30 protein-coding genes and 3 pseudogenes are annotated in these 18,123 nt (G+C 36.8%); 15 read left to right on the top strand and 18 right to left on the bottom strand.

Annotation, left to right across the window (positions count from 1 at the left end):
• Nucleotides 1-14: 14 nt before the first annotated feature.
• The 3 genes from ACWYN3_RS37960 to ACWYN3_RS37950 all read right to left on the bottom strand — a co-directional run bounded on the left by ACWYN3_RS37960 (nucleotide 15) and on the right by ACWYN3_RS37950 (nucleotide 1,957).
• Complete coding sequence (locus tag ACWYN3_RS37960; RefSeq protein ID WP_456218816.1) at nucleotides 15-365, bottom strand: lantibiotic dehydratase; 351 nt, start codon at nucleotides 363-365, stop codon at nucleotides 15-17.
• A 67-nt stretch (nucleotides 366-432) separates the two neighbouring features.
• Complete coding sequence (locus tag ACWYN3_RS37955) at nucleotides 433-1,617, bottom strand: lanthionine synthetase LanC family protein (RefSeq protein WP_456218815.1); 1,185 nt, start codon at nucleotides 1,615-1,617, stop codon at nucleotides 433-435.
• Nucleotides 1,618-1,789: 172 nt separating this feature from the next.
• Nucleotides 1,790-1,957: a class I lanthipeptide gene (locus ACWYN3_RS37950; protein WP_456218814.1), complete on the bottom strand. Its 168-nt coding sequence runs from the start codon at nucleotides 1,955-1,957 to the stop codon at nucleotides 1,790-1,792.
• 400 nt (nucleotides 1,958-2,357) lie between these two features.
• Between ACWYN3_RS37950 and ACWYN3_RS37945 the strand changes: the two genes are divergently transcribed.
• A complete protein-coding gene (locus ACWYN3_RS37945; protein WP_456218813.1) occupies nucleotides 2,358-2,720 on the top strand; it encodes a nuclear transport factor 2 family protein in 363 nt (120 codons plus the stop codon).
• A gap of 95 nt (nucleotides 2,721-2,815) precedes the next feature.
• Here ACWYN3_RS37945 and ACWYN3_RS37940 read toward each other — a convergent pair whose 3' ends face one another.
• On the bottom strand, nucleotides 2,816-2,968 hold the full coding sequence (locus ACWYN3_RS37940; protein WP_456218812.1) for a hypothetical protein: 153 nt from the start codon (nucleotides 2,966-2,968) through the stop codon (nucleotides 2,816-2,818).
• Nucleotides 2,969-3,313: 345 nt separating this feature from the next.
• Between ACWYN3_RS37940 and ACWYN3_RS37935 the strand changes: the two genes are divergently transcribed.
• From ACWYN3_RS37935 to ACWYN3_RS37920, 4 genes are all read left to right on the top strand, one after another.
• On the top strand, nucleotides 3,314-3,544 hold the full coding sequence (locus tag ACWYN3_RS37935) for a hypothetical protein (protein ID WP_456218811.1): 231 nt from the start codon (nucleotides 3,314-3,316) through the stop codon (nucleotides 3,542-3,544).
• A gap of 19 nt (nucleotides 3,545-3,563) precedes the next feature.
• Nucleotides 3,564-3,740 carry a DUF4974 domain-containing protein gene (locus ACWYN3_RS37930; RefSeq protein ID WP_456223291.1) on the top strand — a complete coding sequence of 59 codons (177 nt, stop codon included), beginning with the start codon at nucleotides 3,564-3,566 and terminating at the stop codon, nucleotides 3,738-3,740.
• A 473-nt stretch (nucleotides 3,741-4,213) separates the two neighbouring features.
• Complete coding sequence (locus ACWYN3_RS37925) at nucleotides 4,214-4,501, top strand: M12 family metallopeptidase (RefSeq protein WP_456218810.1); 288 nt, start codon at nucleotides 4,214-4,216, stop codon at nucleotides 4,499-4,501.
• A complete protein-coding gene (locus ACWYN3_RS37920) occupies nucleotides 4,431-4,709 on the top strand; it encodes a M12 family metallopeptidase (protein ID WP_456218809.1) in 279 nt (92 codons plus the stop codon). Before ACWYN3_RS37925 ends, ACWYN3_RS37920 begins: the two co-directional genes overlap by 71 nt.
• Before the next feature lie 65 nt (nucleotides 4,710-4,774).
• Here ACWYN3_RS37920 and ACWYN3_RS37915 read toward each other — a convergent pair whose 3' ends face one another.
• Nucleotides 4,775-5,152 (bottom strand): (R)-mandelonitrile lyase, encoded by a 378-nt coding sequence (locus ACWYN3_RS37915; RefSeq protein ID WP_456218808.1) that lies wholly within the window; start codon nucleotides 5,150-5,152, stop codon nucleotides 4,775-4,777.
• A 33-nt stretch (nucleotides 5,153-5,185) separates the two neighbouring features.
• Nucleotides 5,186-5,490: pseudogene (locus ACWYN3_RS37910) on the bottom strand (winged helix-turn-helix transcriptional regulator).
• Nucleotides 5,491-5,711: 221 nt separating this feature from the next.
• Here ACWYN3_RS37910 and ACWYN3_RS37905 point away from each other — a divergent pair.
• The 3 genes from ACWYN3_RS37905 to ACWYN3_RS37895 are packed head-to-tail and all read left to right on the top strand — an operon-like array spanning nucleotide 5,712 to nucleotide 6,957.
• A complete protein-coding gene (locus tag ACWYN3_RS37905; protein WP_456218807.1) occupies nucleotides 5,712-5,858 on the top strand; it encodes an NAD(P)H-dependent oxidoreductase in 147 nt (48 codons plus the stop codon).
• On the top strand, nucleotides 5,839-6,246 hold the full coding sequence (locus ACWYN3_RS37900) for an NAD(P)H-dependent oxidoreductase (protein WP_456218806.1): 408 nt from the start codon (nucleotides 5,839-5,841) through the stop codon (nucleotides 6,244-6,246). The genes ACWYN3_RS37905 and ACWYN3_RS37900 overlap by 20 nt, the downstream gene beginning before the upstream one ends.
• A gap of 57 nt (nucleotides 6,247-6,303) precedes the next feature.
• A complete protein-coding gene (locus ACWYN3_RS37895; RefSeq protein ID WP_456218805.1) occupies nucleotides 6,304-6,957 on the top strand; it encodes a hypothetical protein in 654 nt (217 codons plus the stop codon).
• Here the strand turns inward: ACWYN3_RS37895 and ACWYN3_RS37890 are convergent.
• Both ACWYN3_RS37890 and ACWYN3_RS37885 read right to left on the bottom strand, forming a co-directional pair.
• Nucleotides 6,927-7,508 carry a YdeI/OmpD-associated family protein gene (locus tag ACWYN3_RS37890; protein ID WP_456218804.1) on the bottom strand — a complete coding sequence of 194 codons (582 nt, stop codon included), beginning with the start codon at nucleotides 7,506-7,508 and terminating at the stop codon, nucleotides 6,927-6,929. The two genes, ACWYN3_RS37895 and ACWYN3_RS37890, sit on opposite strands and share 31 nt — an antisense overlap.
• Nucleotides 7,509-7,573: 65 nt before the next feature.
• On the bottom strand, nucleotides 7,574-7,816 hold the full coding sequence (locus ACWYN3_RS37885) for a hypothetical protein (RefSeq protein ID WP_456218803.1): 243 nt from the start codon (nucleotides 7,814-7,816) through the stop codon (nucleotides 7,574-7,576).
• 142 nt (nucleotides 7,817-7,958) lie between these two features.
• On the opposite strand from ACWYN3_RS37885, the pseudogene ACWYN3_RS37880 reads away from it, so the two are divergent.
• Nucleotides 7,959-8,153, top strand: a pseudogene (locus ACWYN3_RS37880) (helix-turn-helix domain-containing protein); the annotation flags it as partial.
• Between the two features lie 19 nt (nucleotides 8,154-8,172).
• Here ACWYN3_RS37880 and ACWYN3_RS37875 read toward each other — a convergent pair.
• The 5 genes from ACWYN3_RS37875 to ACWYN3_RS37855 all read right to left on the bottom strand — a co-directional run bounded on the left by ACWYN3_RS37875 (nucleotide 8,173) and on the right by ACWYN3_RS37855 (nucleotide 9,808).
• The gene (locus ACWYN3_RS37875) at nucleotides 8,173-8,385 is read right to left on the bottom strand and encodes a DinB family protein (protein WP_456218802.1); all 213 of its coding nucleotides are present in this window, start codon (nucleotides 8,383-8,385) and stop codon (nucleotides 8,173-8,175) included.
• A complete protein-coding gene (locus ACWYN3_RS37870; protein WP_456223348.1) occupies nucleotides 8,315-8,611 on the bottom strand; it encodes a hypothetical protein in 297 nt (98 codons plus the stop codon). Before ACWYN3_RS37870 ends, ACWYN3_RS37875 begins: the two co-directional genes overlap by 71 nt.
• 70 nt (nucleotides 8,612-8,681) lie before the next feature.
• Nucleotides 8,682-9,311 carry a DUF808 family protein gene (locus tag ACWYN3_RS37865; protein WP_456218801.1) on the bottom strand — a complete coding sequence of 210 codons (630 nt, stop codon included), beginning with the start codon at nucleotides 9,309-9,311 and terminating at the stop codon, nucleotides 8,682-8,684.
• Nucleotides 9,312-9,348: 37 nt separating this feature from the next.
• Nucleotides 9,349-9,525 (bottom strand): DUF808 family protein, encoded by a 177-nt coding sequence (locus ACWYN3_RS37860; protein WP_456218800.1) that lies wholly within the window; start codon nucleotides 9,523-9,525, stop codon nucleotides 9,349-9,351.
• 160 nt (nucleotides 9,526-9,685) lie between these two features.
• On the bottom strand, nucleotides 9,686-9,808 hold the full coding sequence (locus ACWYN3_RS37855; protein ID WP_456218799.1) for a winged helix-turn-helix transcriptional regulator: 123 nt from the start codon (nucleotides 9,806-9,808) through the stop codon (nucleotides 9,686-9,688).
• Between the two features lie 103 nt (nucleotides 9,809-9,911).
• Here ACWYN3_RS37855 and ACWYN3_RS37850 point away from each other — a divergent pair, with 103 nt between their 5' ends.
• On the top strand, nucleotides 9,912-10,151 hold the full coding sequence (locus tag ACWYN3_RS37850; RefSeq protein WP_456218798.1) for a hypothetical protein: 240 nt from the start codon (nucleotides 9,912-9,914) through the stop codon (nucleotides 10,149-10,151).
• Nucleotides 10,152-10,270: 119 nt separating this feature from the next.
• Here the strand turns inward: ACWYN3_RS37850 and ACWYN3_RS37845 are convergent, their stop codons facing one another.
• Nucleotides 10,271-10,789 carry an SRPBCC family protein gene (locus ACWYN3_RS37845; RefSeq protein ID WP_456218797.1) on the bottom strand — a complete coding sequence of 173 codons (519 nt, stop codon included), beginning with the start codon at nucleotides 10,787-10,789 and terminating at the stop codon, nucleotides 10,271-10,273.
• Between the two features lie 285 nt (nucleotides 10,790-11,074).
• On the opposite strand from ACWYN3_RS37845, the gene ACWYN3_RS37840 reads away from it, so the two are divergent.
• The gene (locus tag ACWYN3_RS37840) at nucleotides 11,075-11,989 is read left to right on the top strand and encodes a helix-turn-helix domain-containing protein (RefSeq protein WP_456218796.1); all 915 of its coding nucleotides are present in this window, start codon (nucleotides 11,075-11,077) and stop codon (nucleotides 11,987-11,989) included.
• A 15-nt stretch (nucleotides 11,990-12,004) separates the two neighbouring features.
• Here ACWYN3_RS37840 and ACWYN3_RS37835 read toward each other — a convergent pair whose 3' ends face one another.
• Nucleotides 12,005-12,934 (bottom strand): erythromycin esterase family protein, encoded by a 930-nt coding sequence (locus ACWYN3_RS37835; RefSeq protein WP_456218795.1) that lies wholly within the window; start codon nucleotides 12,932-12,934, stop codon nucleotides 12,005-12,007.
• Nucleotides 12,935-13,095: 161 nt separating this feature from the next.
• Here ACWYN3_RS37835 and ACWYN3_RS37830 point away from each other — a divergent pair, with 161 nt between their 5' ends.
• Both ACWYN3_RS37830 and ACWYN3_RS37825 read left to right on the top strand, forming a co-directional pair.
• Nucleotides 13,096-13,230 (top strand): hypothetical protein, encoded by a 135-nt coding sequence (locus ACWYN3_RS37830; RefSeq protein ID WP_456218794.1) that lies wholly within the window; start codon nucleotides 13,096-13,098, stop codon nucleotides 13,228-13,230.
• 223 nt (nucleotides 13,231-13,453) lie between these two features.
• Nucleotides 13,454-13,804 carry a hypothetical protein gene (locus tag ACWYN3_RS37825; protein WP_456218793.1) on the top strand — a complete coding sequence of 117 codons (351 nt, stop codon included), beginning with the start codon at nucleotides 13,454-13,456 and terminating at the stop codon, nucleotides 13,802-13,804.
• Between the two features lie 240 nt (nucleotides 13,805-14,044).
• Here the strand turns inward: ACWYN3_RS37825 and ACWYN3_RS37820 are convergent.
• Nucleotides 14,045-15,680: pseudogene (locus ACWYN3_RS37820) on the bottom strand (ABC-F family ATP-binding cassette domain-containing protein).
• Between the two features lie 138 nt (nucleotides 15,681-15,818).
• Here ACWYN3_RS37820 and ACWYN3_RS37815 point away from each other — a divergent pair.
• The gene (locus ACWYN3_RS37815) at nucleotides 15,819-16,850 is read left to right on the top strand and encodes a lyase family protein (protein WP_456218792.1); all 1,032 of its coding nucleotides are present in this window, start codon (nucleotides 15,819-15,821) and stop codon (nucleotides 16,848-16,850) included.
• 71 nt (nucleotides 16,851-16,921) lie between these two features.
• Nucleotides 16,922-17,386 (top strand): hypothetical protein, encoded by a 465-nt coding sequence (locus tag ACWYN3_RS37810; RefSeq protein WP_456218791.1) that lies wholly within the window; start codon nucleotides 16,922-16,924, stop codon nucleotides 17,384-17,386.
• Between the two features lie 153 nt (nucleotides 17,387-17,539).
• Here ACWYN3_RS37810 and ACWYN3_RS37805 read toward each other — a convergent pair whose 3' ends face one another.
• A complete protein-coding gene (locus tag ACWYN3_RS37805) occupies nucleotides 17,540-17,836 on the bottom strand; it encodes a hypothetical protein (RefSeq protein WP_456218790.1) in 297 nt (98 codons plus the stop codon).
• Nucleotides 17,837-17,855: 19 nt separating this feature from the next.
• Nucleotides 17,856-17,999: a hypothetical protein gene (locus ACWYN3_RS37800; RefSeq protein ID WP_456218789.1), complete on the bottom strand. Its 144-nt coding sequence runs from the start codon at nucleotides 17,997-17,999 to the stop codon at nucleotides 17,856-17,858.
• Between the last annotated feature and the right edge of the window lie 124 nt (nucleotides 18,000-18,123).

Genomic DNA, 18,123 nt, shown 5'->3' with positions numbered 1-18,123 from the left:
CATATAAACTGTTATTAGTAAAAAAAAAGAAGCTGTTTTACAATTTCGGGAACTTTTGTTAAATAAGCGATAATCCCTGTCAGGTAGTTCATATCAAGCCTGATTCTGCGGATATACTGATCAGCAGGAGCTAATAAAATATTAGTTTTTTTTTTTTCTTTGATTGCTGTTAATTTAACGCCTGCCAAAGTCCCGTATGGAGTACAACGGCTACAGCTGCGCAACCAGTATTTTGCAAACGCAAGGTCCAGTTTCTCCCGTTCTTTTTCTGAAAGATCAAGCTTTTTCTGAAGCTCCTTCCAGAATTCCGGGGAGGACAAATATATGCCTTCCTGAAATAACGTTTGTGTCTGCTGAAAAGTCATTTGCTAAATTCAGGCTCTGTAATGGAGCACGTAATAAAACATAGGAATAGCTCTTAATCATATATATTTAATCATTAAGCATCAAACAGTAGTCCCAGCTAAAATCTCCAGTCAGGTAACTGATCAGCACCAATCCAATACCACTTACACCATTTAACAAGCCAAAAGAATTCATATGCTTCCCGCTTTCAGTTGGGGCATACGCTTTATAGCCTGCAAACGCATCCTGATGTATGGAAAAATCTAATGTTTTCTGTATCCAGAAATCACAGGTTTCTTTGAAAATACTATTTTGTGTGTAGTGCCACATTTTATTATAAATATGAGCAATACCAGCACTTCCATGGCAGATACCTGCATCTCTAACCAGTGTTTCTTCCTCGGTCCTTCTTTTAGAAGTATGTATCAGTATCTCAGTCGCGAATTCTTTCAGTTCCAGATCATTAAAAGCCATTCCAGCCTGATAAAGTATAAAACCTATACTTAAATCTCCATAACACCAACCTACACGACTATACCCGGTCGACTGCTCATCAAGCGTCAGAATGTTTGGGAACATAGATATTTTGGTGTTTTTCTTGACATTTGACTTTAAAAAAGCAGCAATATCAAGCGCAAGCTTTTTTGCCTCCGCAGCACAGATATTCCTCTTGTAACATTGTAAACAAAATTTCAATATACCAGGTAAACCATGTGCCATCCCAAAATTAACTCTGTTCAATACAGGTATTTTGTTGACCAGGTCATAGTGTGCAATAAATAGCTCATTTTCTGAGGAATAAGCGAACTTATAAAGCAATTGAAAGAAGTTTTCCTGAAATGCGGTGAACTTGTTCGTTTTATCATATAAAAAATAATAAGCTATTCCAATAGCTCCATGAAGGAAATCATAATTCCCCTCTTTCAAATTGTGGACGGCCTGATCAAATAATTCAGAGTTGTCTTCACATAACAGCTCAAGGTCATCGTCATCCAGGATATCTTTTGTATTTAAATAAGAGAAAAACCAATTAATCCCTGCCTTACCTGAACAAAAAAAGGGAGTATTACTGCCAATTGAATTTTCAGAAAGCCGCTGAAAGCTGTTTTCGAAACGGATAACATTGTCAGGTTTGTTTCCAGAATATTCGATATAAAACTGATCGAAGATACAGCATCCTGATTCTCCATCAAAGAGAGCTAGTTGAGAGTAATCACGAATTTTCAGGGACGAATATATTTTATCTATTGTAATTTGAATTCTTTCTTTCATTCTTAAACTAATTGAAGCCGGACACTGCACCTATATTATAAAAAAGCCAAACTAGTTTCTTATTCGAACAGCTATAAACAAAAAAATTGCATCTGAAGAAGAATAGCCAGTTTATAAGCTGACTATTCTTCATTAACGTACTTTTAGACGTCAATTTACAAAATGATACCGGCTATTTTTCTTCCGGGCAAATCACTTCTGTAAAATCGCAACAGGTTCTTCTGCTCAGTGTAGTAACTGGTATTCCACCATAAGCTTTACCCATTTGCTCCGTGGTCAATGAAGCAACTTTTTCTTTTTTCAAGCGCAGTTTTTCTGAATCTAATTTAATTTTTTTCATTTTAAAATGATTTTAGGTTAAAAAAAAATAATTCTGTTTATCTAAAATATTGTTTTTTTTTTTCGAATATCAAAAGATGTCATTTTTTTGTTACAAAAATATCTGTATTATTTATTCTTAAAGAAGATTGATAATTGCCCTTTCAGAGAGAATAGATCATATTTAGCCCAAATGGGACAAAATATATCACTCATGAAATCTACAGACCACATTTCTCCGGGAGCGGCTGGCTGTGCCAAAGGAGTTTTTACCCTCTCTGGTAAACGCTTGCGCGCTTTTCTTCTTTGGTTCAATCAAAGTTACGAATTTTCGCATCTTTTACAGTTCGATTTTTAGGAGGGGTTACACTATGTCTAAACATATTTTACTTAATTTGCCACCTAAATCTGATACTGATACTATGAAAAGTCCTGCTTTCGAGTACATCGCACAACAATGGTTTGATGCCTTCAATACACAAAACCTTGAAGGACTTTTGGCATTGTACGATGATCAGGCTATACATTTCAGTCCGAAATTAAAAATAAGACAACCCGATACAGAAGGACTAATACGGGGTAAAGCAGCTCTCCGCCAATGGTGGAAAGATTCATTTGACCGTTTACCTACCCTGCGTTATCAACCCACTTCATTCACCGCCAATGAACAGCGTATTTTTATGGAGTATATAAGAACAGTAGAAGGAGAACCGGATATGCTGATAGCCGAAGTACTTGAAATTAGTAACGGAAAGATAAATGCCTCAAGAGTTTACCACGGTTAGTTACGCCGATATCCCTCTATAATTTCAAGGTCAAATCAAGCTGTCTCCAATAAATACCGAAGACAGCATAATCACAAATACTTACTGAACATCAATTAGCATCTGTGGGACATACAATCAATTATAGTCTGAATAGTAGGTTGTGTAGGACGTCCAACTTCAGGCCTTGCACCAAAATAATCTTTCTTTTCCTGACCATCAGATAATTTTGCAATTACTTCTTTTTTTAACTTTAATTTAATTTTCATATAAAATTTATCATTTACAATAGATACTCCATGTACCTAATTTTTTTTATAAAATCCTTTTTCTTTTTAAGAGTACAAAATCAAATCAGAAATTCTAACTTAGAATATTAAGTTTATTACAATATAGATCTATGTACCATAATGAGTTATAAATCTAAGTCTATTTTGCTGAAGGTTGGCATCAAAAGCGATACTAAACTTACGGATCAGAAACTTGTTATTCGGTTAAACACTGGAGACGAACGCTTACAATGAAATTTACAATAGATACAAAAATATTTTGCAAAGCCACGCCTATAAAAAGCCAGGCAATTTCTAAGAAGTAAAAGATAGGAAGTCAGGGTTATGGGCACTCATTTTAATATAAATTCCTATACAGATAAACCAAACGTCCAGACAACACTTCTTGAAGGATCTGTAATCGTGAATGTGTTTAATCAAAAAACTATGACCAATGATTCTGTAAGACTAAAACCTGGTCAGCAGAGTAAGCTTGAGCAAGGAAAGCTGACAGTCGGTATAGTAGATAAAAATGAAGCAGCCGCCTGGAAAAATGGACTTTTAATTTTTAAATGATGCCGATATCCAGACTGTGATGCGGGCGGTTGGAAGATGGTACAATGTAGAAATTGTGTACCAGGGAATGCCACCGGAAAGATCATTTTCAGGAGAAATTTATCGTAATATGAACCTTAAAAAATTACTCGAAATCCTGAACTTCAATCATGTACATTTCCGTGTAGAAGGAAAAAAAATATTAGTCACATCATAGCTCCTTTTTTGTTTCCAGTAAAATATTTCTCATGCATTTACCTGTTTAGCAGCAGTTAACTGTCTTGTTTATATTGGATGATTAATCATTTTATTATCCATGATAAATTCATGAAATCCTATTACCTAAAACAAACACTAAGAACAAAACATCGATTCTTATGACGACTGCACTTCTGCTAAGCCTGAGTGCATGTAAGAAACAAAACAATTCAGAGACAAAAGCTTCCGAACCACAGGATTGCCACTGTAACATTGAAGAAGCTTTACCCAATACAAAGGGCGAGCTTATTACCATTGGAAAAGGTAACAAAACAATTCATCTGGTAAAAAAAAGATGGCTCCCATATTATGGGTGGTGACATGATCTTAACTGATCAGTAAGTAGACTATCTGAAACAGGAGTATGAATCAACCGGAATCAGAACCGGTGATTTTAATAAATCATGGCCTGAAGACACCGTTTATTATGATTTGGATGATAATCTGTCAGCCACCAAGCAAGATTGGGTAAGCGGTGCTATAAAGCATTGGGAAGACAATACAAATCTTTATTTTGTTAAACGGAAAAAAGAAAAAAACTATGTCCGTTTCAGATCCGGAGATGGCTGTTCTTCCAATGTTAGTATGTCAGGCGGACGCCAGTATGTTACATTAGGTAATTGCTCCTTAGGCAAAACGATTCACGAAATTGGCCACGCAATTGGACCTTGTCATGAGCAAACCAGAACAGACCGGGATCAATCAATACGTTATTATTAATGAAGATAATATAACAAATGGAAATGAGTATAATTTTGAAATTAAAGAAGGAAGTTTTGACTTCGGGTCAATTATGATGTACGATTCCTATGAATTTTCAAAAAACGGAGACCTTACAATTACAAAGCTGGATGGCACAACTTTCACCAAGCAAAGAAATGGGCTTTCGGCAAAAGATATTGCAGGGGTAAATATCCTCTATCCATAATTTATCGAATCCTGTGATCACATGATTACAGGATTCTTTCTTTATTAAATCCATTGTACTGCTCATCAGTCACCTGTTCCATCCAATCGACCGGTGAACCGTCTAACTTCTCCTGGATAGCAATATGGCTCATAGCTGTAGTAGTACCTAGCTCCGTGCCAGTGCTTTTCTCCCGGAAGAAAGTATATCACATCACCCTGATAAATTTCTTCTCTTTTATCACCTTCACGTTGTACCCAGCCAGAGCCTGCGGTCACAATCAGTGTCTGACCAAAGGGATGCGTATGCCATGCAGTGCGGGCACCTGGTTCAAAAGTAACAAGTGCCATCGCCACACGGGAAGGTTCTGGTGGATTAATAAGCGGATCAATTCTTACTGATCCCGTGAAATATTCTGCAGGTCCTTTACCTGAAGGCTGTGAGCCACTTCGTTTAATTTCCATAAGTTTCTTCTTTAACAATTATATTCAAAAAGTTTAGTAGTCTTCTCTTTCCAATATAGTTTTCAATTGTGATGAAAAACTCAATCCCCATTTATCGACAGCTGAAATTAATGGTAAAAGTGATTGTCCAGATTCGGTAAGGAAGTATTCCACCCTCAGTGGAACTTCTGCATAGATTGTTTTCCCTAAAACCCCATGTAATTCAATTCACTGAGTTGTTTTTGCAAAACCCGTTTGGTGATCCCATTGATCGAGTTGACCAGATCTCTGGGACGTTTTATTCCTTTCGAAATTTCATCAAGTATACAAAACTTCCATTTAGAACCTATCACTTCCATTGCTATACTAAGACCACACTCATAGTCAATTGGAATTTTTCGTTGATACATATTAAGCTTAATTCTATTTTCAGAACCGTAAAAATACACAAACAGATAGTTTAATGCATGGTGATTAATTGGTCACCAAATGATTAATTAGCCACTTATTGACCAGCCTTTTAATAAAATTTATATTTGTTCCAACAAATTAAGATATCATATCCTCTAAAAATTATAACATGAAAACCCTGGTAATTATTATTCATCCGGATCCGGAAAACTCAGTAATCAATAAACGATGGATTGAAGAATTAAAAAAATATCCCAAAAAGTATAGCGTGCGTGATCTGCACAGTTTATATCCAGATGAAAAGATCGATATTTGAGCAAGAGCAGTTATTATGGGTAGAATCTCACGATAAGATTATATTTCAATTTCCTTTTTATTGGTTTAATTGTCCGCCGCTTTTCAAGAAATGGCTCGATGTGGTATTAACTCATGGATGGGCATATGGATCAGGCGGTTCTTATAAATTGAAGGGCAAAAAGATTGCCTTAAGTATTACCGTAGGTATAAATGAAGAAGATTATCGCGTATCAGGAAGATATAAATATACACTTCAGCAATTAACATCTCCGTTTGAAATAACGTTTGATTATGTTAAAGCTGATTATAAATCGTGCTTTGCTTTTTATGGGGCGGAGCATCAGGCTACTCCTGAAAGAATAGAAAAAAGTGCACTGAATTATATCTCCTTTATAGACGGTTTATGAAAAATCAGGATACTCTGGCATGAAAGTAGTGTATACACGGGTATCAAATCAAGAAAAATGAAATTACCATCGTTAAAGCAGGTTAATTTTAGGAAAGTAAAAAAAGATGTCCCGGGTGGTTTTAAGCATCTTGCTGAAGGTGGTTTTAAACAGGTTTTTAACCAGATTGATCAATTAAACATCAAAAAGGGTGTGGATACTATGGGAATCGAAAGATTTATCAATCAATGTGCATTACTGGCAGCAGGCTCTGGCTTAATCACTGGCGTAGGAGGTATTGGAACCATGCTGATTGGCACTCCTCTTGATGTGATTAACATCATCGCTCAGCAATTCCGGGTAACACTGGCCATTTCTTACTACAATACCGGCAGATATAAAATTAGTTTTGATGATTTCTTTAAAATTGTGGCTTCATCAGTCAAAGCGGACACCAAACTTGCCCTGAGTAAGAACCTCATGGAGGAAGTTGCAGAGAAAATCCTTATGGGTTTAGGTTCCAAAACTAGTCAGCGTCTGGTACCAGTAATAGGTGGTGTAATTGGAGGAACTGTCAATTACCTTTTTATTAAAGGAGTAGCAAAGGAGTTGAAAGAGAAAAATTCCTATCTGAAATGTTTATTTTATTCTCTTTTACTTTTTCAAGGAGCCTCAGAAGGGCTTCTTAAGCTGTCTTTCTTTCACCTAAACTGTTTAGGTCTCAGTTCCTGAGAAGCAAGTTCTGCAATTTCTGTAATTCTTTTTTGCCTGGTTTCTGATCGTTTAGCAAGAACAAGCCATTGTAAAATACTTTTTCTAACTGACCTGCTCATACTTAAAAAGTACTTTTCTGAACCAGGTTTGTTTTTGAATTCGTTAACTAAGTCTTCTGGTATTTTTAATTCCTCTACCTCATCCAAGATTATCCATGAACCATTTTGTTTTGCAGTTTTAATACTTTCGAAACCTTTCTTAGTCATCAGCCCGCTATCAATTAATTGCTGCACCTTTCCCTTGTTAACCTTTGACCAAACACTATTTACTTTGCGTCTGCAGAAAAACTGCATAAAGGTGTCGTCATCAATAGATTTTCTTGTACTATCTATCCAGCCAAAACAAAGTGCTTCATCAACAGCATCGCTGTAAGTTACTGTCTGAACATTAGCTTTCTTTTTATAATAAACAAGCCAAACATCTTGTTTTAAATCATGGTGTTCCATTAACCATTGTCTCCAGACCTGCTGACTTGACGGACAAAAAGTTTCTATATCTTTTTTAATCATTATCTTAAATTTGCAAACAAATCTAAATCTATAGGATGACAACCCTATGTCAGGAGTCAAAATGACTAATCGTGCACCATTTGATATATTTGCCTCATGTAAGCAGCATGATTAAGTGCACCAAAGAACTCATCCCATTCTACGCGTGTAAAAACGAGGCTGATCTCAGGAAAAGGTGAAGCTAAAATCACCACGTCCATCCCATCAGGATTTTGCTCAATGTAGTTCTCGAATTCAAGATCTTTCGTCGCATTTAAAAAGGCATCAAACTGCTCAAATGAAAAGCTAATTAAAGCACCCTTATTCAAGACATTGACAATTTTACAATTCAGGCAGTGGGTGACACACACATCTCCTCACGGCTTCACGGCTAACTACTATTGGTTTACTATATATCTATCCTGATTTTCTATGGAATACGTCCTTAGCAAAGAAAATAAAGAAGATTACCTAACTGGTCAAAGTAACCAGCAGCACCTACACGAAAAGCTGATTGAAAAAGCAAAGGAAAAGTTGTCTACAAGAGATTTATCAGTCAGTGAAATTGCTTATACACTGGGCTTTGAACGTCCGCAGTCATTCAGTAAATTATTCAAGACAAAAACCAGGCTTTCACCTTTAGAGTTCAGAAATTCCATCATTTAATAACCAGTCTCAAAGAATATTACAGCCTGACAAACTGGATGTAATCTGTATTAACTGGCGTAATATTGTGCAGCTTCATTTCTTTAGCTATCTGTGCCCGATGGTAGGTGCCATGATTAAAAACGTGCAGCAAAATATCATAAACGGACGTTTCATAATGGTCACCATTTGAGATTACATATTTTATAACACGGGAGTCTGTTGTTTCTGGATACCATTTTTGAGAGTGCATCTGCACTTTCCTCAAGAAGTACAGTGCAGGTTTCAAGATCATGTACTTGCCATACTGCTACTTCAGGTACAATGTTATTGATTCTGCATGTCCAGATCTTTTGGGCATTCACGATATGACTGAACAAAGTAATACTTGATTCGGGAAGCGTGCTGGAATTTGCCTTTAACGCACCTAGCAAAAGTGAATTTGCCCAATTGTTGTATTTGCAGAATTGTTTAAACATAACTCTTTTTTATTTTTAAATCTAAGATTTTCGTAACAGCCTTATTAGTGCTTCTTATTTTCCCCGCTGGTTATCTCTTAAATAATGAAACTACCTTTTTACCACCCATGGTAATTGCGACCACAATTAATCCAGCAATCAATCCAATCGTAAACTCTTTAATTATTGATGATATATTTGGAAATAAATGGTGCAAATATTCAATGTTATGAACAAAAATACCACCTGAAACCAGGATCAAAGCAATTGTTCCAACCACACTTAGAACTCTGATAATAAGGGGCAAAGATTTAACAAGTAAGTGTCCTATACTTGCAAAGAAACTTTTATCATCAAAACGATTAATCAATTTGTACCCCGTATCATCCATTCTTACAATAATTGCAACTATGCCATAAACACCAATTGTAGCCAGAATAGCAACAATTGAAACAGTTAGAATCTGTATAGGTAAACTTTGTTCCAAAACAGTTCCCAGTGCGATAATCACAATCTCTACAGATAAAATAAAATCGGTCATTACAGCAGATTTAATTTTCACTTTCTCTGCATCACTATCATCCTTTTTAATCTCTGCCACCACTTCATGACCTGCCTTTGAGCGATGAAAAAAGTATTCGATTATTTTTTCAACTCCTTCATAAGCTAAGTAAAATCCTCCTAAAACCAGGATAAATTTAATAGCAATAGGAAAAAACAAATTTAATAGTAGCGCGATGGGAACGATAATAAGCTTATTAATTAATGAGCCTTTTAGTAATTGACCAAAGCACAGGTAATTCACGTGAAGACAGAAAACCAGTAGCCTTTTCTGCATTGACAGCTAAATCGTCACCCAAAATACCAGCAGTTTTACTTGTAGCGACTTTAGCTGTCACTGCAACATCATCCATTAAGGCCGCTATATCATCCAAAATTGCAAAAAAACCTGACGCCATGTTAAACCTTTAATACTCGCGTAAAATATGAATACGATTTTGGGTTACAATAAAAAAAAGGTATATTTTTTCAATATTCCATCTTTTTATTGTAATACATTGTTAAAACATATCGTTTTTTATCTCCCTTGAATCATTACCACTTTAACCCCCACTTATGCAGGTCATCAATTATCTGCAATAACTCCATCCCCTTTAAGGTTGGGGTATATATAATCTTCATGGGGGCCTTTTCTTCTAAAATAGTTTTATCAATCAACTGGCTTGCAATAAATTATGAAAGTATCTTGCCCAACATTTGATCTGACAAGGAAGGAAAAGAATTTTTAAGAAGGCTAAACCGGGCAGATAAAAAGTCCGCCATGCAATTTGACAAAGGATTAAGCCTTCCGTTTCTTTCGGCTGAGTTCTTTGGTGTAACCAACGCACATGATATTAAATGGGTAAATGAACGTTTAACAAATCAACCTTATAGAACTTTTACGCAATCTTTAGTACTAAAAACATCCATATGGCAACCAACTACCGCTCACTTACATTGCCTGTATAAATCCAGAACTCCGGGCCATCAAGCCATTTGCAGACGAAACAAAGGTCAGTAAGGATTGGAAGTACCTGGAGTTAAAAACAGGGCATGATGCTATGATAACTATGCCTGCCGAACTCGCTCAAATGCTGGAATCATTAAAATGAATCAGGATCAGGAAGGATATTTTTCTTTTCAGAAGCTGTTTTTAAAGCCATTAACCAATAATTGAGAGAGCCCCTGTTTACTGTCTGAAAGCGGTTTTTCAGCAACCAGACCAACCAGCCTTATACTTTCCTCAACTTTTACAACGGTATGGTTTCCTTGTCTGATAAAGTGCCAGTTATGGATTGCAAAAGCTCCTAATGCCGGACCAGACCACCCCACTTCATTATTGACATCCACAGTATGGAAAGTTGAACGAATGGTGAGTCCGTGTGTCTTCCAATTAAAAGAGGTTCCTACCTGGAAAGGGCCCTCAATTTTACTCTCTGAAATTTCTTTTTGCCATTGAGACCAGTTATTGACATCAGCAAAAACTTTCCAGACCGTTTCTACCGGAGCATCAACGACTACTTGTAACCTCGTAATTACCGGGGCATCTTCATGGATAGTTCTGGTAACTTTATAAGAACTGCTCATTTCCAGTATGGTTATTATTAAAGTCAGTCCGACAATCGTCAGGGCGGTTATTTTGATAAAACGTTTCATCATTATTTTTTTTAGATTAATTTAATGATGTAAAAGTACCCCCGCATATCAGCATAAAATTGTAAGATTCCGAAAACAGGAAATCAATATATGGTTGAAAATTAGATTTGCAAAAAATATGACTCTGAAAATATCTTAAAAATCCAGCTATAAATAATTAATAACACAAATTTACGCGACCGATAAAAAACAAAATAGCTTGATTTGATCAAATAATAGTTCTATCCGGCCAAAACTATGAGACCAGATTCTGAAGAGAAAAATGAGATTTAAAAAGACCCAGCAAAGTTGATTGGAGATAATCTGGAAAATGGTATGACCTACGTGCCTTCAGACATGGGCACTGGTTATATTAAAGGCTTTTTTATCAATTCTGGATTACGACTAATCGTGCGGCAATATGAGTTGAAAAATGACTGGGTACTGAACAGAGGAATGGGTACAGAAGAAAGTAAATTTGTAATGATTGCTTTTCACAATATTTATCAATCAAAAGAAGATATAAAAAACTTGTTGTTGCAATCATCATCAAACAGAAAATGGTTACCGTCCGTACAGGTAGCCACTACTGGATTTAATATTGAATATCTTCCTGCCAACAAAAAAATCAATTCAATAGTGATTACTGTAAGTACAGATTATTTAAAGGAATTGCTGAAACCAAAAATGGGAGATACACTTTTGCAAATGATAACTTCCGGCAATCAGCCATTTTTATTTGAAGAAACAATTTCGCCACAAATACAAGAAATCGGGACTGGTATTGTCACTGCAAATCCTCCAAAAGAACTACAGGATTTATATTACAAAATAAAAGCCGAAGAACTTATTTACTTATTGTTCCTGGAGTTACTGAAAAGACAGGACACTACCTTGCAAAGGTTGAATGTTGCTGATGTTAAAAGGATCTATGAGATCAAGGATCAGCTCCTTTCAGACATTGACACTCCTCCTAAACTTCCTGAACTTTCAGGTATGAGTGAATCTAAATTAAAGCGCCTTTTTAAACAGGTATTTGGAAACAGTATTTACAACTATTACCAAAGTTTCAGAATGAAAAAGGCAGCCTATCTGATCAGAGAAGAAAACTTGTCAGTGTCGGAAGCAGGTTATCGTTTAGGTTTCTCAAATCTTAGCCATTTTTCAAGATTATTTGAAGCACATATTGGTATAAAGCCAAAAAAGTATTCTACAAGCAAATAAAAAAATATGATATCCTTATTTCAGTTTAACAGATGGATTTGATTCTCGAATAAATATAATGGCATCAAAATCATTCCCGAGGCTTACCGGAAGTACTCTTTTTTCTGTCCAGTTTGAATAAATATTTGTTATGTTATTTTTGATTCCTGAAAATGGATTCGGGGTTTTACGAAAAGAGATGAAAAAGTCTGTAAATTTTACATGAGCGAAAATATCTGAAAAAGACCCCTGTTCTCCAACAAAACCATGTCTGATGAACTCCTGACCATCAATGACATTGACTGCTCCTTTGAAGGTATCAAAGCCCAATACATAAAAACTTTCACCAAATTCTTTTCCGATGTAGAAGCCCAGCCCCTCATAATGTCTCGCGGCTGAATCTTTTGCAAGATGTACATTATGTGACCAGATGATAGTTTTATTTTTCGATTTTTTGTACTCTGCAATTATATTTTCGGCCATGAATTTATCCCTGGTAAGCGGATTACCAGCGTATTCTTCTCTATCGAGTCCAGATAATGAAACTTTATTTTCAAAGGACTGTTGTTCATTATAAGACCTTATCAGTTGAAAAACCTGGCAGACCTCTTCAGTTCCATATAGATACAGTTTTCTCACTAGTTCCTTTAAATCGCCCTTCCCATCTAATACATAATGATTGATCGGTTCAACGAAAGTACCAGGTAATTCGAAACTGAGGTGCTTGTATTTTAGATTCGTAATTAGGTATTCAATGATTCGTTTTTTCTGATTGTAAAATTCTCTTGTGCCATGGGATGCTTCTCCGAGGCCAACGACTGTATTTCCCTGAAGCTCCGATGATAAAAATGATAAATCCTTAACTGATACTACGGTATCAACAGCTAATGGATGAGCATTTTCATTGATCCAGGATATGGTTTTATCTTGCGTATATCCTTTAAATACATTGAAAATCGTTATCATACTGATTAGTAGTATTTTTTTTTCTCATAATCTATTTGGTTTTTTAGGTTATCAGCCAGCATGATGCAATAGTTTGGAATAATCCATAATTGAAAGCGGATTTTTTATTCCGGCCTTGTTCAGTGACCCGAAAATATTTTTGATCTTTAACATAAAAAACAATGAAACACCTTGTTCGTCAAACATCTACTGAAATACAACTTATAAAAATCTCAGATATAGGTGAAGGGAAAATAAATCCACAACTGAAAGGCTTTCGCTTACAATCCGGCTCTATAGAAACCTGGGAAGAGTGATAAGGTTATTGATGGTGACCTGATAATTAATTTTTCAGAACTGGCTCCAGATGAACAAACAGAAACAAGAAATATAGTTGCAAACGTTAACCTGACCGTAAACGGAAATTTTGATGCAGGTAAAGATATTGAGTCGTTACCGCAATTTGTATATATTACTGGTAATCTTATCGCCAATAATTTAATATTATCTGGTTGGCTTGACATCATTGTGGAAGGAAATGTGATTGTAAAAGATACTGTGCTCGGTTACTATGGAGAGCCAGGAGGTAGATTGCTGGTTAAGGGAGATTTGAAAGCAACGAATTTACTCAATGGCCTCATGTATTTATTTGAGATAGAAGGAACTGTGAATGGTAAGTGTTATACTTTTGATACTATGACTTGCGGAAACGGTTATAAACCTACCAAAATACAGTCTAATTTCTCAAAGGCAGAAGAATTACCACAGTCTCCTTTGATAGCTGAGGTATTTCCTTACGATAAGGATATGAACGAACATAATTTCCGTTTCGAAGAAGCGTATTCACAGCTTCGAAACGGAAATTATATTTTCAAAGAATTGCTCTCTTAAGTCAATTTTGAGCTTGAGTTGCAAACCCATTGGATTCTTTCAGGATAGAAAGGCTGCCCGATTCAAGCATAAGGTTAAGAGAATCAATTAAATTGATCACAAAACTGATTGGGACTTATCTTTAACTGTGTTTCAGCGTATTGAATACTTTTTTGTCCTTCTAACAAAAAGCTGAATAAATTTTGCCCCAATTTGATTCTGGATTTAATACTCCCACAACCAAATGCATAGAAATAAGTTTTACATGTTCTCAATCTCTTTCAAATTGCTCATTTTCTTGTAGGCCAGGAATCCCTTAATATCTTCAAAATGCTCTCTGACACGTTTATTACCAAATTCAAATACTTTATGAGCCAGTCCGTCTAAGAAATCCCGATCGTGTGATACCAAAATCAAGGTGCCATCAAACTCTTGCAAGGCCCCTTTAATGATGTCTTTGGTCTTCATATCTAAGTGATTGCTCGGCTCATCAAGAATCAATACATTTACCGGTTCCAGCAACAGTTTAATCATCGCTAAACGCGTTTTCTCTCCGCCGGAAAGTACCTTAACCTTTAGTGGTATCGTCGCCACTAAACATAAAGGCACCTAAAAGGTCTTTGATTTTTACGGCCCCATTGCTTAATGGAATCTGATCAATGGTTTCAAATACCGTTAAATTCTCATCCAGCAATGCCGCCTGATTTTGAGCAAAGTAGCCAATCTTCGCATTGTGGCCAACTTTTAAACTGCCCTCAAAATCAATTTCGTTCATAATAGATTTAATCATGGTCGATTTACCTTCACCATTTTTACCCACGAAAGCTACTTTTTCTCCCCGCTCAATCACCATCGATGCTTTTTCGAATACCACATGATCGCCATACTTTTTGGTCAGCTCTTCTACAATTACCGGGTATTGACCCGAACGTGGAGATGGCGGAAACTTCAGGCGCAATGCAGAAGTATCCACTTCATCGATTTCAATAACTTCGAGTTTTTCGAGCATTTTTACCCGTGATTGCACTTGCAGAGTTTTTGAGTAAGTACCTCTAAAGCGATCTATAAATTCCCCTGGTTATCGGCAATAAAGCGCTGTTGTTCTTCGTAAGCTTTTAATTGGTGGACACGGCGGTCAGCACGCAACTGCAGGTAATGACTGTATTTGGCCTTGTAATCATATATCCGACCCATGGTAACCTCTATTGTACGATTGGTGACGTTATCAATAAAAGTACGGTCGTGCGAGATTACCATCACGGCCTTTGCTGAGTTGATTAAAAAATCTTCCAACCATTGGATACTTTCAATATCCATGTGGTTGGTTGGCTCATCCAGTAAAATCAGATCGGGCTTCTTTAATAAAATCTTGGCTAGCTCAATCCGCATGCGCCATCCGCCCGAAAATTCAGAAGTTTGACGAGTAAAGTCCTTACGTTCAAAACCTAAGCCTTTTAACACTTTTTCTACCTCGGCATCGTAATTGACTTCTTCTACCGAATAAAACTTCTCACTCAACTCCGATACACGCTCAATTAACTTCATGTAATCGTCACTTTCGTAATCGGTTCTAATAGTGAGTTGCTCATTCAGCTCGTCCAGTTCCTTTTGCATTTGATGTACCTCTTGAAAAGCTTTTAAGGTCTCTTCAAAAACGGTAACATTGTCTTGCGTAAGCAAATGCTGTGGTAAATAAGCAATTACAGCGTCCTTTGGCCCGGTTACATTACCCGAAGTGGGTTTTGTAGCATCTGCAATTATTTTTAAGATGGTAGACTTGCCGGCACCATTTTTACCCATCAGGGCTATTTTATCATTTTTCGTTAATCGAAAAGGTTACATCACTAAACAGGATAGTTCCGCCAAATGAAACGGAGATATTATTTACATTAATCACGAAATGGGGTGTTAAATTGAGTGGTAAAGATAGTGGATTTTGGTAAAAATACATCGGTATTTGATGTTACAGATTTACAATCTTTCAAATGCAACTTAATTTCATTAACATAATGTTTTTTCTTACTTTGCGATCATTATGAAATTTAAAATTCACTATCTGTTCACCATAGCAGCAATAATAACTGTGTTTTTACCTTCAAAATTGAAAGCGCAATTATTTACTGGAAAAGACTTAGCGAAGGAAAACTCAAACAATACCTCAGATAAAGCGCCGCAGGATGCCAGCCGGACTGGCCGTACTTCAGGTTCAAAAGCACCCGAATTCCAGGAGCTTTATGATTACGAAGTCAGTGCAAAAAATCTCATCAGTGTGACATTCCCTTATCAGACCTTATTGCATAAAGCATATGTAATCATGCTGACCGAACAAAACATCATCAACAATAAAGAAGCTAAAGCTATATTTAATGGTTTGCTCAAAGTAGATAAACTGGCCATTGAAAATCCGTCCCTGCAAGTATATCTTCCATATGAAGCACAGCTAATCAAAGAAGTTGGCAGTGTTGGTGGAAAAATGCATATCGGCCGCAGTCGCAATGATCTGGACAACACCATTAATCGCATGTTTCTACGGGATCAGCTACTCGAGGTGATCGGGGCTGTTATACGCCTGCGCGCAGCAATCCAGACTAAAGCACTTGATCATGTGGAAACTGTTATGGTGATTTACACCCATAGAAAAGAGGCACAACCGGGTACTCTTGCTCATTATTTAACAGCTATTGATGAAAGTCTGGCAAAAAGTTTAGACCGGTATCTTCAGCTTTATGAACGCATTGATCAATCTCCATTAGGGGCCGGAGCTAGCGGAGGCACCAGCTGGAATTTGAACAGATATAGAGTTGCTGACTTACTGGGTTTTAACCAGCTAGTCGTCAACACTATAGAAGGAGCTGCTGGCTGGGATCATATCACTGAATTCGCTTCTGACAATGCCATCTTCATGAGTGAGCTTAGCCGTCTGGCATCAGAGATACAACTCTGGAGTACAGACGAATACAGTTCGGCAGAATTAGATAACTCCTATGCCGGCATAAGCAGTATGATGCCTCAGAAAAAAAAAAAAATCCTGATGCCCTTGAAAGAACACGTAAGGCATCTTCAATAACTATAGGACAACTCGTGTCTGTGTTGACGTCACTAAATAGCATCGAATATCAACATAGTGGTGTGAGGGTTATGCTGGAACCAAAGGCACTGGATGCTCTTTTAGCTGCTACACATACAATGACAGGTGTAGTTAGTACCTTACATGTCAATAAAGAAACCATGCTCAGATACGCCAGGGAAAACTTCTCCACAATGACTGATCTGGCAGATTTATTGGTTAAGAGTACTGACCTTGACTTTAGAGATGCACATGAAGTTATTGCATCAGTTGTGAATACTGCAATAACGGAAAAGAAAACTGCCGATCAGATTACAATTAAAATGGTCCAGACCGCAGCGAAAGAACGATTAGGTTATGAGCTAACCATTTCTCAGGAGCAGTTACAGGCAGCACTTGATCCTGTTCAAAGCGTAGCGCACAAAACCGGACCAGGCATGCCAGCGAGGTCATCAGTGATCGGGATGATCTCCACAGGTCAAAAAGACGTCGCTACTAAAACCTACTGGCTGGAAAAAAAGCAAAGATACATTTAAGAAGAAAAAAAAAATCAAGAACTGATGGAATTAGTAAAGAAGTATTGCCAGTAAGGAAAAAGGATCTGCATCTTTATTAACTATGTATCAAAAAGTTAAAGATTCCAAAACTCTTCAGGCTAGAACCGGCTTTTCAGGCCTGGGCCAAAGAATCTAATTCCATATACCAAGTAAACGCCGGATGACTATAATTTCAGCAATATGATAGGCTGTATGGTCTGCAATTTGAAGTGCTTCCCGCAAAATGTTTTGTCCACTTCCGTGTGCAATGGGTTCATATAAATCCCGTGTCTGAATCAGTTCAACAAATGCCTTTAAATCATCATCGATCTGCCTCAAAGTCTTCTCCCAACTATTTTTGTCTGTTGGAGCAACTTCTTTTGGCCAATATTCATCGGGCCAATTGGGCGATTTATAGTTGCCGTCTTTGCTAAATTCCAGCATATCCAATTGAGCAATTCTAATGTGTTCAACAAGCTGCCAAATAATAAGGTAAAGCATGGGGTTTTTCACCAAGCAGCGCAAAAGGAATATCTGCAGTGGCATCTTTTAATCCCACATGGGCGCCGCCGCCACTCAATAGTTTTTTAAGTTCTTCAATTAAGAGTTCCATTTTTGTGAATCTAAATATTCAGTATAATTTACAAACCAATATTAATAATACAATTCACTATGAATAAAGTTTTCCTGACGAACTTGAATTTGAAGGTTCCGTCCAATGGCACCAAGCTGAATAC

Source organism: Pedobacter sp. NJ-S-72, assembly GCF_053890575.1.
This window is presented reverse-complemented; position numbering and strand designations above follow the sequence as displayed.